Source organism: Actinosynnema sp. NPDC091369, from assembly GCF_044757065.1.
Lineage (GTDB): Bacteria > Actinomycetota > Actinomycetes > Mycobacteriales > Pseudonocardiaceae > Actinosynnema.
The window spans coordinates 96,512-109,180 of sequence record NZ_JBIVUG010000013.1 but is presented as its reverse complement, the minus strand read 5'-3'; the positions used below and the strand labels follow the sequence as shown (position 1 = coordinate 109,180).

Here is a 12,669-nt window from a genome sequence, read left to right as displayed (position 1 = left end):
ACTGTGGGGGAGAAGTGGTGGTGCGAACGGCCCGATTCACGTCGTGACCAGCAGGCCCTGCTCGAACAGCCACTTCGCGGTCGCCTCGGCCTGGCGGGCGGGCAGGTGGGCGGACCAGGCCCGGAGCAGGTCGGCGAGGGAGCGGGCGCGGTCCAGGTAGTCGAGCAGGGGCGCCAGTTCGGCGTCGGCGACGTGGGCGACCGGCGCGGGCAGGGAGGGGTGGGTGAGCGCCCGGCGCAGGGTGACGACGTCTCCGACCGGGCACGGGGTCGGCACCACGGCGGCGTCGGCGGACAGCCGCACCGGGCGGTGCAGGTCGGCGGGGGTCAGCGGCCGTGGGGCCCGGGCGTCGGGTGGGCGTGCGGCTCGGCGACGCCAGAACGGTCGGTCGCGGTGGGGCTGGTGGCGGTCGTAGTGGGCGGCGGTCCAGGTGGCGTGGCGGGCGACGGTCCGGTCCCGGCTGTCGCGGTAGAAGGCGAGGGCGGCGGCGCGGTCGCCGTCCGACAGGAGCGTGTGGACGGTGACGGCGGCGGCCATGGCGCTGTGCACCGCGCTGTCCACACCGGACGACGTCAACGGGTCGAGCGTGAACGCCGCCTCGCCGACCTTCACGCAGTCGTCGGTGACGGGCGTGTCGTCGCGGTAGGCGGTGGCGTCGCACACCGCCACGTCGAGCACGCGCGGGCGGTCGGCGAACAGGCCCGTGGCGTCGAGCAGGTGGTGGTAGAGCCTCGCCACGTCGAACGCGTGCCGGCGCAGCAGGTCCGGGTCGACGAACGCCATCGCGCGGAACGCGCCGCCCGGCAGGGGCGCGCCCCAGCACCAGGTCTGCGGTCCCGTGCCGATCCGGGTCGGCCCGGCGCCCGGCCAGGCGGCGTGCAGGGCGAGGGTCCGGGCGCCGGTGGCCGTGGTCGTGCCGCCGCAGACCCGGTGCCGGCCGCCGGCGTCCACCAGGAACCTCGCCCGCAGCACCTCGTGGCGCAGCGGCACCTCCCAGCCGTCCGGGCCGCGGCGGGGTCGTCCGGCGCGGGTGGGTTGCCGCACCGGCACACCGGCGGCGCGTGCGGCGGCGAGCAGGGCGTGGTCGAACCGTCCCCGGTCGACGGTGACCGCGCGGGGGTCGGGCGCGACCAGCCGGGTGGTCGTGTCCTCCCAGCGGACCAGGACGCCCTGGGACGGCAGGGAACCGTCCAGGGCGTGTGAGAGCCCGAGGACGTCGAGCAGCGGCCGGACGCCGGGCGACAACGCCTCGCCCACGTGCGGGCGCGGGAACGGGCGGCGTTCCAGCAGCACGACCCGGTGGCCGAGCCGGGCCAGGCGCAACGCGCACACCGAGCCCGCCGGCCCGCCGCCGAGCACGCAGACGTCCCAGGTGGTCATCCGGCGAAGTAATCGGGGCGCGCCGCGAGCAGCCGGCTGTAGACCGACAGGCAGTGGTGCAGCCAACCGCGGATGTACTCGCACGCCGGCCTGCCGCGGCGGATCACCTCGTGGTGGCAGCCGCCGCCGCACAGGTAGCGGGCCCAGCAGCCGGAGCACGGCTCCTGCCGGTGCACGTGGCGGTCGGTCAGCCAGCGGGCGCGCTTGGCGTCGTCCGGGCCGGTGGCCAGGTCGCCCATCGCGCCGTCGGGGTCGCCGACGAACCGGTGGCACGCCGACAGGTCACCGTCGGCCGACACACCCAGGTAGCCCGCGCCCGCCCCGCACGGGTACGGCCGGTGCGTGCCGCGGTGGATCTCGCGCAGCGCCGTGACGAGGTTCGTGAACGGGTAGCGCCGCCCGGCCACGACCCGGCGGAGGAACTCCTCGCCGCACGCGGTCATCTGCTCCAGCATCACCGCCAGGTCCGGCAGCGCCATCTCGCCCTGCCCGGTGGGCGAGCTGAGCATGGGGGAGAAGCCGACGCCGTGGAACCCGGCGGCGGTGAACTCGTCCAGCGTGCGCGGCAGGTCGAGGTTGAGCGGGGTGACCGTGACACGGGCCGAGACCTGCATCCGGCGCTGCATCGCCAGCAGGGGCGCGACCCGGTCCATGACGCGCCGGTAGCTGCCGCGGCCGTCGCGGTGCGGGCGCAGCAGGTCGTGCCGCGCGCCGACGCCGTCCAGGCTGACCGTGACCGCGAAGCCGTGCGCCTCGAAGAACTCGCCGTCCTCGGGGGTGAGCAGGGTGCCGTTGGTGGTGATGGAGAACGTGACCGGGATGCCGGTCCGCCGCGACACCGTGACCGCGTAATCGGTGGCGGCCCGCACGACCGGCCGGTTGATCATCGGTTCGCCGCCGAGGAACGCGAGGTTGACCCGTTCGCCGGGGGCGGCGTCGCGGAACAGGGTGTCCACAGCGGCGAACGCGGTCTCCTGCGGCATGTTCTTGGCCGGCCCGCCGAAGTCGCCCTGCTGGGCGTAGCAGTACGTGCAGCCGAGGTTGCACTTCTGCGCCACGGCCAGCGACAGCGCCCGCACCGGCGGCGGGTCGGGCGCGAGGTCGTCGACCTGCCGCGGCGCGGCCAGACCGAGGTCGGCGAGCAGCGCGTCCAACGCCCGGGGATCGGGGTCGCGGCGGGCCGCGTCGATCCGGTCGTAGAGCGCTTGGCCGACGCCGAACAGGCGGCTGCCGTCGGCGAGCAGCACGCGCGGCCCGGCGTCGGTGTCGAGCAGGTGCACGTCGGGGTGGACGGGGGTGGACGCCTCGAACAGCCGGCCCGCGGTCATCGGCCCTCCGCCTCGGCGTCGAGGTGCTCGGGCGCGTCGTCGCCGCCCACGATGAACCGCAGCCTGCCCTGCCAGTCCTGGAACAGGTCGTCGTAGCTGACCAGCCGGGAGTCGTAGCGGTCGTCCAGCACGTACACGCGCGGCTCGCGGTCCTTGGCGAACCAGTGGTTGCCGGTGGTGGTGCCCGCGGCGGTGTCCTCGACGTTGACGTAGTCCGGCCGGCTGGCGGCCCAGTAGTAGCAGGCGCACTCGCGGTAGTCGTTCTGCCAGGGCGAGCACAGACCGCGGGTCAGGTCGCCCGGCCCGGCCATCTCCTCGGCGATCACGGCCAGCGGGTCGCCGGTCTCCGCGCTCGTCGCGAACAGCGGCCGGACCTCCAGCTCCACCACCTCGAAACCCGGGTCGGGCAGCCGCGCGGGCTTGCCGACCGGGTTCGGCGCGGGACCGCTGGTGAACAGGCACGGCACCGGCTGCCCGACGTGCCGGGCCAGCACGTCGGCCAGCGAGTTGGACCACTCCAGCATGGTCACGCCGTCCGGGTTGGTCGGCGTGGTCAGCGGCCCGGACCCGGCGCCGGGGCGGGTCGGGCCGACCAGGCCGCCGATGACGTCGTGGTCGGCGACGGTCAGCAGGCGGCGGCCGACGAGCCGTTCGTGCTCGGCGTCGGCGCCCACGACGTAGTTGTCCGACTCGTGCAGCTCGACGCCGACCAGCAGCCGCCGCCAGATGTTGCGGATGTCGAACTCCAGGCCGGGGTAGGCGTTGGAGATCGCCGACTCGGGCAACGTGCTCGGCGGGTTGCCGGCGGCGTTGTAGTGCAGCTGCGCGGTGAGGTTCATCGGGTCGATGCGGTCGTCGCTCATCGCGGCACCTCGGGCTCGTCGGTGTCCTGCCGGAAGATCGCCTGCCGGGCGGCCAGGCGCACGAGGTCCACCTGGCGGCGGGTCAGGGCCAGCGACCGGCCGTCCGCGCCGCGCATGAGCGCCGGCATCTTGCGCCTGCCCTTGGCGGTGAGGTCGCCCACCTCGTCGTGGTCGCGCAGCACGTCGGCGAACCACGGCGCGGTGCCGCTGCGCAGGGCCGCGAGCACGTTCTGGTGCAGGGCGAGGACGGCGGCGGAGTCCACCAGGGACGGTGCCATGATCGGCTCGAACAGCCGGCCGGTGTCGGCGGTGTCCTGCCGCACCATCGTGCTGGCCGCGTCGACCCGGCCGGCCACCGTGTTGCCGTTCATCACCTCGGTGTTCATCAGCCGCACCGTCTCCGTGGCCCGGCGCAGCACCTCCTCGGCCACGGCGCGGGCCTGCTCCAGCGTGTCGCCGGCGGTGACGCCCGGCCCGAACAACGCCTGGTCGAGCTCGTCGGCGACGGTCCGGATCGGGATGGAGTCCGGCGCGTAGGCGGGCGGGCCCGCGCCGATGCGGCCGAACGCGGTCAGCTCCCGGCCCGAGACCTCGAGCGCGACGTGCACCAGGCCGTCGCACTCGTCGTCCAGGTAGCCGCGGCTGACCCAGGTGTCGTTCGGCCCGTCGTCGCCCGCGTAGATCTGGGCCGGGATGGTCAGCCGCGGGTCACCCGCCTGATCGGCGTGACCGCGCCACGTGCCCTTGGTGGCGTCGTAGAGGAAGTCGACGACGTTCGGATCCGGGTCGGTCGGGCGGTCGGTGTACGCCGAGCCGTAGACGTGACCGCCGGCGGGGGTGAAGCGCAGGCGGATGCCGGGGAACTCCGGCGTGGGCTTGAGGTAGCGCGCGTGGCCCAGCGGCAGGGACCGGTCCTGGAGGAAGTGGGGGCACAGACCGGTCAGCTCGTGCGGGTCGTGGTCGTGGAACCACCCGGTGTCGGCGTCGATCTTGTCGTTCTCGTCGTAGGTGCGGCGTTGGACCTTGTGGTTGCCGACCCGCACCCGCCACCGCACGTCGTCCGGCGTCAGGTCGTTGAGCCGCAGCAGTTCGAGGGTGAGCGGTCGCAGCACGCCGTCGTCGGTCAGCGCCCAGACCTCCAGGAACGGCGCGACGGGGCGGACCTTGCCGTGCCCGTCGGTGAACCGCAGCTCCTCCGGGGTGTCGGCGGCGGTGATCGCGCCGGAGGTGGGATCGACGCGGAACGTCGGCGCGGGCCGCAGCCGCCGCGGCGCGAGCGGCTGGTCCGGGTCGACCTCGGCGGTGTAGTTGTCCATCGGTTCGACGGCGGCCCCGAGCCGCCCCACGGCGAGCGGGGGCAGGATGCGCAGGTCCCGGATCGTCGTCATCGCGTGCACCCCTTGCGGCTCAGGACGTGCTCGATCTGCTCCAGCGCCCGCTGGTCGGACTCCCGCAGTGCGATCAGGTAGGGGTCGCCGGCGCAGGACGGGTCGGTGCTCAGCAGTTGCCCGACGAGCAGCTGGGACGCCTGCACGAGGTCGCGTTGCAGCAGCCAGCGGTCGTGGTCGTGGTGGGGCAGTTCGAGGCTGTAGGGCATCTCGAACGGCGGCCCGGCCCGCAGGCCGTCCGGCACGTCCTGTTGCAGCGGCAGGTCCACCAGCCGCCCGGCGAGCGCGCGCAGGTTGTACATCTCGGCGAACGCCCGGTGCACCAGCGCGCCGCGCCCGGTGAGCACGCCGCCGTTGTCGACCGGGCTCGCCAACCGGAACGCGTGGGAGATGTCGGTGAGCAGCATCCGGTAGCGCAGGTTGAACAGGTGGCCCCACAGCGCCGTCACCGGGTCGGTGATCGGGCTGGTCGTCACCTCCGCGACGCCGAGCGCCGCCACCTCAGACTCGTTGAGCCGGTGCTCGGTCACCGGGTTCTCCGCCACGGGCCGGGCCACCAGCGCCTGGTGGGCCTCGGGCCACGACGTCAGCTCCTCGTAGATGCCCAGGAACCGGTTGAAGTGGGACGTCTCATCCTCGAGGTCCGCGTCCGGGGCCTCGCCCTGCTCGCCGATCTCGTGCAGCGCCTTGCGCGCCGAGTCGCGGGAGAACACGCCGAACACCAGCAGTTCCGGGGACTTGACGGTCGGCACGTTGCCGGAGTCCTGCCCCCGCTGCCCGCGCGCGTAGCCGCGACCCCACTCGTCCCAGGACGCCTGGTACGGCAGCGTGTCGGCGTGGAACAGCTCGTCGGGCAGGAAGTCCTTGTTCCCCAGGATCGCGTCGACCCGGCTGTAGAGCGCGCCGACCCGGTTGACGTACTGCCCGGTGGACTCGAAGGCCACCCGCTTGATCTCGTCGGCCGTCGGGCCGGACCACGTCTCGGGGCTCTCCGCGACCACGTAGGCGGCCAGCGACTTGGCGCTGAACGGGCGCAGCGTGAACGGGAACGGGTAGAAGTCCGAGCCCCAGGGGTAGTCCTCGCGGTCGAGGTTGATCGGCGCGCCGAGCGCGGTGAGCAGGTTCTGCACCGTGACGAGGTGGCCCATCTCCTCCTTCGCGATGCCGAGGACGATCTCCTGCCACCGGCGCACGTCGTCCCGCCGCGCCGCGGGCACCTGCGGCCCGCCCATCGAGTAGGCGGCGAACAGGTACTGCACCATCAGCGAGTGCTCGATCTCGGCCGCGACGTGCAGCAGCATCACGGTGTAGTCGCGCCAGTTGAACTCCGGCGGCAGCACCGGGCGCCTCTCCCGCGCGTCCAGCGACCCGGCCACCGCGAGGGCCGCCATGGCCGGCGGCTGGTCCGCGAAGAGCTCCGGCACGACCGACGCGAGATGCCTGTGCACCCTCGACCGCATGGCCTACCCCCGATCCCGCCCGACTGTGGGGCCCACGGGCGAGCGTGCCGGAGTCCGCCGTGCCGCGGCCTGATCGCCGCGAACACCAGTCGGGCCGGTGAACCTCCTCATCCGGCCGGGGTGTCCGTGCTGACGGACCGTTGTCGGGGGTGCCGTGCTCCGCCACGGTCGGGTGATCGCGTCACCGGCCGTCGCGCGGTACCGGTGGCGCCGGTGGCGGATCGGTTCGCCACCGGCGCCCGGACCCGGTCAGTCCAGGATCTGCGGGGGGTCCATGACCGGCCGGTCGCAGGCCATCAGCCAGCGACCGTCGTCCCCGCGCCGCAGCACGTCGGTGCAGCGGCCCGTGATGCGGACCTTCTTGCCCTCCTCGTTGGTGGTGTCGATGATGAACGTGACACCGATCAGCGAGACGTCACCCGCCACGTAGGCGTGCGTGAGCGTCGCCTCCAGGTGCGGCTTCGGCGCCAGGAACTCGATGAACCACTTCTTGCGCGGTTCACCGGTCAGCTGCGCGCCGGAGAAGTTGGAGATCGCGTCCGGCCGGTAGAGCTTGTCGAACAGCTCACCGTCACCGGAATTGAAGACGTCGATGAAGATGTCGTTCTGGGCGTCGATGTCATCGGTGAGGTCTGGGAAATCGGGGTCGACCCGGATTGCGGTGGACATCTTTACGTCCTGCTTCCTTCTGGGCGGAGCGGGTCCGCAGGTCCAGCGGGCGAGTTCCGTCGTCTCGCTACCGGCAAAATAACGCGACGACTTTCACGGCTCGCTCACACACCGGTAACCGGGCCGGGTCGACCGGGTGGTTACCGCTTTATGAGAACGGCTTCCGCGGGCGCCGCTAACGTTCCGACCGACCCCCGCCGACAGTCGACCGAAGGGCCAGATGCCATGCAGGAAACCGAGAAGGACGGTCGCGCGGTCGTCGACGCCGTCCGCGACCTGGTGCCGCGGCTGCGCGCCAACGGCCAGGAAGCAGAGGACCGGCGGTGGCTGCCGGACGAGAACATCAAGCTGCTGGAGGAGGCGGGCGTCTTCCAGGCCGCCGTGCCGGGCAAGTTCGGCGGCCACGACCTGCCCGTCGCCGACCAGGTCGCCATCGTCGAAGAGGTCGCCCGCGGCTGCGGGTCGACGGCGTGGGCGGTCAACGCCTGGATGACCAGCACCGGCGTCATCGCCGCCTACCCGGACCAGGCGCAGGAAGAGGTCTTCGCGGGTGGCTCGGTGCGCGTCTCCGGCGGCTTCACGCCGACCGGCACCCTCGTGCCGACCGAGGGCGGCTACGTGCTCGACGGCGCGTGGCGGTTCAACACCGGCATCCGCGGCGCGGACTGGAACATCGTCGCGGCGATGGTGCTGCGCGACGGCCAGACCGAGTCGCACGAAGAGGTGTACGCGGTCGTGCCGCAGTCGAAGTTCACCATCGCCGACGACTGGCACGTCTCGTCCGCCGCCGGCACCGGGAGCTCGACCAGCTCCGTGAAGGAGCTCTTCGTCCCCGCCCACCGCGTGGTCGACGCCGCCGCGCTCACCGAGGGCACCACCGGCGACCGCTGGAACGCCGGGCTGCACGGCCGCGACTACGGCCTGATCCCGTACGTCATGGTGCCGTCGCTGGCGGTCTACATCGGGCTGGCGAAGCAGGCGCTGGAGCTGTTCGTGGCACGCGCGCCCGGCCGCGGGATCGCCTACACGAACTGGACCGAGCAGTCCGAGCACCCGCACGTGCAGATCCAGCTCGCCACCGCCGCGAACAAGATCACCGCGGCCGAAGGGCTGCGCGACCGCGTCACCGGCCTGATGCAGGACCGCGCCGACCGCGCCGTCGAGGTCACCACCGAGGAGAAGGCCGCGATCCGCGGGCGGATCGGCTACGGCATCCAGCTCGCCAAGGAGGCCGTCGAGACGATCTACAGCCTCTCGGGCGCCTCGGTCATCCAGAAGGCCGTCCCGATCCAGCGGGTCTACCGCGACACGGTGGGCCTGGCGCTGCACGGCCTGATGGCGCCGGCCACGAACCTCGAGGTGCACGGTCGCGTGCTGCTCGGGCTCGACCCGGACACGTACTTCCTCTGACCCGCCCGACCGCCCCACGTCCACGCAAGGAATGGAGCCAGACCGATGTCCGCGAGCATTACGACGATCCAGCCGACAGAGGACCTCGACAAGCACCTGGAGCACTACGTCCAGGCGTTCAACTCCAACGACCCCGAGGTCCTGGAGCAGTTCTACACCGAGGAGGCCATCGCGGTCTGGGAGCCGCACACCCCGTTGCAGGGCGAGGCCCGCCGCGAGGCCGCCCGCGAGTTCCTGTCCCGCAAGCCCACGATGACCGCCGTGGAGCGCGAGCGGTACGTCACCGGCGACACCATCCTGTTCATCGTCGACTGGCAGATCGACATGACCGGCGAGGACGGCAAGCCCGAGCACCTCGAGGGCGTCGGCGTGGACGTGGTCCGCAAGGGCCACGACGGCAAGTGGCGGTACGCGGTCGACGACGCCTACGGCGGCAACGACCCCGCCTGAGCCGGCCCGGGCGCGCCCCGCGCGCCGCACCGTCGCACCGGGCCTGCTCGTCTCCGACGGGCAGGCCCGGTCGCGCTCCTCACCGGTTGGCCAGGGCCGCCTGCTCGGCCTCGCGCCGGTCGTAAGCCTCGCGGGCCGCGGCGATCGCGTCCTGGTGGCTCTCGGTCCAGTCGACCAGCGCCTGGATCGTGTCGTGCAGCGTCACGCCCATCGAAGTCAGCTCGTAGTCCACTCGCGGCGGGACGACGGGGTAGACGGTCCGCTTCACCAACCCGTCACGCTCCAGTTGCCGCAACGTGATCGTCAGCATCCGCTGGCTGATGCCGTCGATGAGGCGGCTGAGCTCCGAGAACCGCAGCACCCGGCGGTCGAGCAGGGCGATGACCAGCAGGGACCACTTGTCGGCGATGCGGTCCAGGATCTGCCGGACCTCGCAGTCGGCCCGGGTGTCCCACTGCCGGGCACCGTAGTCCTCAGTATCACCGCAGAGACTCAGTGACTTCAAAGTGCCTTCTTCCATAGGTCTGCATGGTGACTGATCATTCGGTCACGTACAAGAGGGAACTGACGTGCCAAACGGTAACCGCCCCGGCGGGTTCGGGGCACTACTCCCTCAGGTCCCCCTACAAGGAGCTGACTGAAGTGTCCGCGACACCCCAGAGTCCATCGGTCGACGATGGCCCCGTTCGCATGAGCGCGCGAGACCGCGCTCTGCTCTTCGTGCTGTGCGGTTCCATCTTCCTCGAAGGTGTCGACATCTCCATGCTGGGTGTCGCCCTTCCCGCCATCAAGGCGGAGCTGGGGATGAACCCCGGCGAGCTGCAGTGGGTCGTCAGCGCGTACGTCCTGGCCTACGGCGGCTTCATGCTGCTCGGCGGTCGCGCGGCCGACCTGCTCGGACGCCGCAAGATGTTCGTGTTCTGGTTGGGCGTGTTCGTGCTGTTCTCCGGCCTGGGCGGCCTGGCCACCGAGGGCTGGATGCTCATCGCGTCCCGCGCGGTGACCGGCCTGGCCGCGGCGTTCATGACGCCCGCGGGCCTGTCCCTGATCACGACGAGCTTCGCCGAGGGCCCGAAGCGCAACCGCGCCCTGCTCTGGTACGCGGGCACGGCCGCCGGCGGCTTCTCGCTCGGCCTCGTCGTCGGCGGTCTGCTGACCGCTCTGGGCTGGCGCTGGGTGTTCTTCGCCCCGGTCATCCTCGCCGCCGCCATCCTGGTGCTGGCGATCAGCCTGATCGAGCGCGACCAGGCGCCCGAGCGCAAGCCCGGCCAGAAGTACGACGCGTTCGGCGCGATCACCATGACCCTCGGCGCCGTCGGCGCCGTCTACACCGTGGTGATGGCACCGGAGGTCCCGGTCGGCGAGACCGTGCTGACCGCCGTGATCAGCGTCGTGCTGCTGGCGGCGTTCGTGATCGCCGAGGTCCGCTCGAAGGAGCCGCTGGTCCGCCTCGGCATCTTCCGCAGCGCGTCCCTCGTGCGCGCGAACATCGCCACGGTGCTGTTCGCCGGCTCGTTCTTCGCCTTCCAGTTCATCGCCGTGCTCTACATGCAGGACCTGCGGGGGTGGAGCGCGCTCCAGACCGGCGTCGCCCTGCTGATCATCGGCATGGACTCGATCCTCGCGCCGACCCTGACGCCGAAGCTGGTGGACAAGTTCGGCAACCACAAGGTCATGTTCGCGGGCTTCGTCGCCGCCCTGGCCGCGTACGCGCTGTTCCTCAACATCCCGGCCGACGCGAACTACTGGACGTCGATGTTCCCGACCATGGTGCTGCTCGGCGTGGCGTTCACCCTGGTCTACGGTCCGCTGACGATCGTCGCGGTCGAGGGCATCGCCGACGAGGAGCAGGGTCTCGCGGGCGGCATCTGGAACACCTCGTTCCAGTTCGGCGCCGCGCTCGGCCTGGCCGTGGCCGCGTCGCTGAACGTGGCGGCCGGTGAGGAGGGCCTGATCGAGGGCTTCCACGACGCGCTCGTGGTGCCGGTCGTCGCCACCGTCGTCGCCGTCATCATCGTGGCCACCGGCCTGGGTTCGAAGAAGACGGCCGCCGCGTCCGCCGACGAGGCCGCCTCGCAGCCCGCGGTGAGCTGATCGCGCCGACCTCCCGGGTCCGACCGCCACACCGGCGGTCGGACCCGGGATCGTTCGGCCACCCGGTCATCGCGAACAATTACCGCCTGATGACCGCGACAACCGCGCGATTACCGGAGAAAAAACGGGTGCACCTCTCACACGGCTAGGCTCGACTTCGTTGCCGGGTCGTTCGGACATTCCCGCCCGGTTCATCTCGTAGTCAGTGTCGCTGAGGAGGCAGGAATGACGACGACCGACCTCAAAGTCGACGTCTCCACGATTTTGGACGCAGTCGCGGAAATCGCACCCAAGCTTCGTGAGAACGGCCGGCAAGCCGAGCGGGAACGCCACGTCCCCGCGGAGAGCATCAACCTGCTGGAGCAGGCCGGGGTCTTCCGGCTCACCACGCCCCGGCGTTTCGGCGGCCTGGAGCTGTCGCTCGCGGACCAGGCGAAGGTCTTCGAGGCGGTCGCCAAGGCCGACAGCGCCACCGGCTGGGCCGCGATGATCCTCCAGGCCAGCGCGTGGATCCACACCACGCTGTCCGAGCAGGCCCAGCAGGAGATCTTCAGCAAGCCCGACCACCGGGTGTCCACCGGCTTCACGCCCACCGGCACCATCGAGCCCGCCGAGGGCGGCTGGACCGTCAACGGCACCTGGAAGTGGCTGTCCGGCCTGCACGCCGCCGACTGGGTGACGCTGGCCGCCGTGCACGTGACGCCCGAGGGCGGGCTGCCGTACGTGGTCGTCGTCCCCGTCTCGGAGATCGAGATCGTCGACGACTGGGACACCTCGTCGGCCGAGGGCACCGGCTCGGCGTCGGCGAAGGTCGAGAACGTGTTCGTGCCGCAGCACCGGTCGCTGTTCCTGCCGGAACTGCTCGGCGCGGGCGCCGCGGACCGCGCCAACAGCGGCGCGACCGGCACCAACTACGCGTTCCTGCCCTACATCGTGGCCGGCGCGGTCGCGTCGTACCTCGGGATCGCCAAGGGCGCGTACGAGACGTTCCTTGAGCGGCTGCCCGGACGCGGCATCACCTACACGCCGTGGACGAACCAGTCCGAGTCCCCGCTGACCCACATCCAGGTCGCCACGGCCAAGAACCGCATCGCCGCGGCGGAGGCGCTGACCAACAAGATCATCGCCTTCCTCCAGGCGCACGCGGACGCGGGCACGTACCCGTCGACCGAGGAGCGCGCCGAGGTGCGCGGCGAGGCGGGCATGGCCATCCAGCTCGCCAAGGAGGCCGTGGTGACGCTGCACGACGCCGCGGGCGCCTCGTCCATCTCGCGCGACGTGCCGTTCCAGCGGTTCCACCGCGACATGCTGGGCCTGTCGATCCACGCCCTGTTCCTCTTCAACACCAACATGGAGCTGCACGGACGGGTGATCCTGGGCCTCTCGCCCGACACCCCGTTCCTCTAGGGATCCCCGAATCCCGCTCCCGGCATGGCGCGGCGTCCACCACCCCAGGGTGTCCGCCGCGCCCCGTGCCTGCCCTCCCCCAGGCAGGCGTCGAGCGCCGCGGGGCCCCCCCCCCCCCCGGCCCGCGGCGCCCCGCGGGGGTGGTCAGCCCGGGAAGGGGGGCGCGGCAGGCCGAGAAGTCCACGCCCCACCACCTGGGCAGCGCGCCAGGCCAAGCCGG

11 protein-coding genes are annotated in these 12,669 nt (G+C 72.0%); 4 read left to right on the top strand and 7 right to left on the bottom strand.

What is annotated here, in order from left to right; translation table 11 throughout:
- Positions 1-36: 36 nt before the first annotated feature.
- The 6 genes from qhpG to ACIQMJ_RS33910 form a co-directional block, all read right to left on the bottom strand.
- Entirely contained in the window at positions 37-1,380 is a 1,344-nt protein-coding gene (gene qhpG, locus ACIQMJ_RS33935) for a flavin-dependent monooxygenase QhpG (RefSeq protein WP_499765078.1), read from the bottom strand.
- Entirely contained in the window at positions 1,377-2,708 is a 1,332-nt protein-coding gene (locus ACIQMJ_RS33930) for a radical SAM protein (RefSeq protein ID WP_499765077.1), read from the bottom strand. Before ACIQMJ_RS33930 ends, qhpG begins: the two co-directional genes overlap by 4 nt.
- Positions 2,705-3,571, bottom strand: a complete 867-nt coding sequence (locus tag ACIQMJ_RS33925; RefSeq protein WP_499765076.1) for a hypothetical protein — start codon at positions 3,569-3,571, stop codon at positions 2,705-2,707. Before ACIQMJ_RS33925 ends, ACIQMJ_RS33930 begins: the two co-directional genes overlap by 4 nt.
- The gene (locus tag ACIQMJ_RS33920; RefSeq protein WP_499765075.1) at positions 3,568-4,959 is read right to left on the bottom strand and encodes a hypothetical protein; all 1,392 of its coding nucleotides are present in this window, start codon (positions 4,957-4,959) and stop codon (positions 3,568-3,570) included. The genes ACIQMJ_RS33925 and ACIQMJ_RS33920 overlap by 4 nt, the downstream gene beginning before the upstream one ends.
- On the bottom strand, positions 4,956-6,407 hold the full coding sequence (locus ACIQMJ_RS33915; RefSeq protein ID WP_499765074.1) for a ferritin-like domain-containing protein: 1,452 nt from the start codon (positions 6,405-6,407) through the stop codon (positions 4,956-4,958). The genes ACIQMJ_RS33920 and ACIQMJ_RS33915 overlap by 4 nt, the downstream gene beginning before the upstream one ends.
- 261 nt (positions 6,408-6,668) lie before the next feature.
- Positions 6,669-7,088, bottom strand: coding sequence for a YybH family protein (locus ACIQMJ_RS33910; RefSeq protein WP_499765073.1), 420 nt, complete (start codon positions 7,086-7,088; stop codon positions 6,669-6,671).
- A gap of 225 nt (positions 7,089-7,313) precedes the next feature.
- Here ACIQMJ_RS33910 and ACIQMJ_RS33905 point away from each other — a divergent pair, with 225 nt between their 5' ends.
- Both ACIQMJ_RS33905 and ACIQMJ_RS33900 read left to right on the top strand, forming a co-directional pair.
- Positions 7,314-8,498, top strand: a complete 1,185-nt coding sequence (locus ACIQMJ_RS33905) for an acyl-CoA dehydrogenase family protein (protein WP_499765072.1) — start codon at positions 7,314-7,316, stop codon at positions 8,496-8,498.
- A 45-nt stretch (positions 8,499-8,543) separates the two neighbouring features.
- Positions 8,544-8,948, top strand: coding sequence for a YybH family protein (locus tag ACIQMJ_RS33900; RefSeq protein WP_499765071.1), 405 nt, complete (start codon positions 8,544-8,546; stop codon positions 8,946-8,948).
- 79 nt (positions 8,949-9,027) lie between these two features.
- Here ACIQMJ_RS33900 and ACIQMJ_RS33895 read toward each other — a convergent pair whose 3' ends face one another.
- Complete coding sequence (locus ACIQMJ_RS33895) at positions 9,028-9,468, bottom strand: winged helix-turn-helix transcriptional regulator (RefSeq protein WP_499765070.1); 441 nt, start codon at positions 9,466-9,468, stop codon at positions 9,028-9,030.
- A gap of 170 nt (positions 9,469-9,638) precedes the next feature.
- On the opposite strand from ACIQMJ_RS33895, the gene ACIQMJ_RS33890 reads away from it, so the two are divergent.
- Together ACIQMJ_RS33890 and ACIQMJ_RS33885 are read left to right on the top strand one after the other, a co-directional pair.
- Positions 9,639-11,042, top strand: a complete 1,404-nt coding sequence (locus ACIQMJ_RS33890; protein ID WP_499765069.1) for an MFS transporter — start codon at positions 9,639-9,641, stop codon at positions 11,040-11,042.
- A 225-nt stretch (positions 11,043-11,267) separates the two neighbouring features.
- Positions 11,268-12,449 (top strand): acyl-CoA dehydrogenase family protein, encoded by a 1,182-nt coding sequence (locus ACIQMJ_RS33885; RefSeq protein WP_499765068.1) that lies wholly within the window; start codon positions 11,268-11,270, stop codon positions 12,447-12,449.
- Positions 12,450-12,669: the final 220 nt, after the last annotated feature.

Bases quoted from the DNA above. Each gene is read 5' to 3' on its own strand.
- ACIQMJ_RS33920 (WP_499765075.1), bottom strand. From the start codon at position 4,959: ATGACGACGATCCGGGACCTGCGCATCCTGCCCCCGCTCGCCGTGGGG.
- ACIQMJ_RS33900 (WP_499765071.1), top strand. From the start codon at position 8,544: ATGTCCGCGAGCATTACGACGATCCAGCCGACAGAGGACCTCGACAAG.
- ACIQMJ_RS33925 (WP_499765076.1), bottom strand. From the start codon at position 3,571: ATGAGCGACGACCGCATCGACCCGATGAACCTCACCGCGCAGCTGCAC.
- ACIQMJ_RS33885 (WP_499765068.1), top strand. From the start codon at position 11,268: ATGACGACGACCGACCTCAAAGTCGACGTCTCCACGATTTTGGACGCA.
- ACIQMJ_RS33910 (WP_499765073.1), bottom strand. From the start codon at position 7,088: ATGTCCACCGCAATCCGGGTCGACCCCGATTTCCCAGACCTCACCGAT.
- ACIQMJ_RS33895 (WP_499765070.1), bottom strand. From the start codon at position 9,468: ATGGAAGAAGGCACTTTGAAGTCACTGAGTCTCTGCGGTGATACTGAG.
- ACIQMJ_RS33890 (WP_499765069.1), top strand. From the start codon at position 9,639: ATGAGCGCGCGAGACCGCGCTCTGCTCTTCGTGCTGTGCGGTTCCATC.
- qhpG (WP_499765078.1), bottom strand. From the start codon at position 1,380: ATGACCACCTGGGACGTCTGCGTGCTCGGCGGCGGGCCGGCGGGCTCG.
- ACIQMJ_RS33930 (WP_499765077.1), bottom strand. From the start codon at position 2,708: ATGACCGCGGGCCGGCTGTTCGAGGCGTCCACCCCCGTCCACCCCGAC.
- ACIQMJ_RS33905 (WP_499765072.1), top strand. From the start codon at position 7,314: ATGCAGGAAACCGAGAAGGACGGTCGCGCGGTCGTCGACGCCGTCCGC.